Source organism: Sphingomonas sp. S-NIH.Pt3_0716, assembly GCF_003950715.1.
Classification (GTDB): domain Bacteria; phylum Pseudomonadota; class Alphaproteobacteria; order Sphingomonadales; family Sphingomonadaceae; genus Sphingobium; species Sphingobium yanoikuyae_A.
The window spans coordinates 1-810 of sequence record NZ_QLJK01000119.1 but is presented as its reverse complement, the minus strand read 5'-3'; the positions used below and the strand labels follow the sequence as shown (position 1 = coordinate 810).

Here is an 810-nt window from a genome sequence, read left to right as displayed (position 1 = left end):
ACAATACCAGCGCACCGCCCACAGGATCACATCACCCTGGAAATGGCGCCACTTGAAATCCGTCATCGTTCCGTCCGTCCAATCTCCGCCAAGCATGCTCAAGCTTCACGATTTTTGCAACAGAGCCCTTTTGGGAAAGCTGTCGTTCAACGTTTGACGTGAGGGGCCGCCGTAGCGGCGAAGCCGCGAAGGGAACCCGCAAGCGCAGCTTGTGGGCGGTCCCTCTCGACGGAATGGTTAGATGCGACCGTTTTAGTGAACACTTGCCTTAGATAGCAAGTTGAGCACAGCAACGCCGCTGATAATGAAGCCGACACCAACAAATCCCCACATATCTAGTTTTTGACCATGCAAAACCCATGCAATCGCAGTGACCAAGACGATCCCGAGGCCCGACCAAACTGCGTAGGCGATTCCAACAGGAATCGATTTGAGTGTCAGCGACAGGAAATAAAAAGCAGCAGCGTATCCCGCTACGACGATAAAAGACGGTACTAACCTAGTAAAGCCCTCACTAGACTTGAGCGCAGAGGTTGCAATGACCTCAAAAATAATGGCCGTAGCCAGAAATAACCAATTTTTCAAAATATTTCTCCATGGAGTTCCGCGAAGAAATTTTAGGTTCGATTTAAGAAAAAAAACAGTCTTGTTGCTGGCCGAAATTTGTGCGCACAGCAAAGCATCTAACTTTGTTTTAGGGCGACTGCCCTGCTGCGTAACATCGTTGCTGCTCCATAACATCAAACATCGACCCACGGCGTAACGCGCTTGCTGCTTGGATGCCCGAGGCATAGACTGTACAAAAAAACA

Annotated in this window: 1 protein-coding gene; it reads right to left on the bottom strand. The window is 49.8% G+C overall.

Annotated elements, in window-relative coordinates; all coding sequences use genetic code 11:
• Positions 1-252 precede the first annotated feature (252 nt).
• Positions 253-585, bottom strand: a complete 333-nt coding sequence (gene qacG2 / locus BRX37_RS26325) for a quaternary ammonium compound efflux SMR transporter QacG2 (RefSeq protein WP_003830719.1) — start codon at positions 583-585, stop codon at positions 253-255.
• Positions 586-810 lie beyond the last annotated feature (225 nt).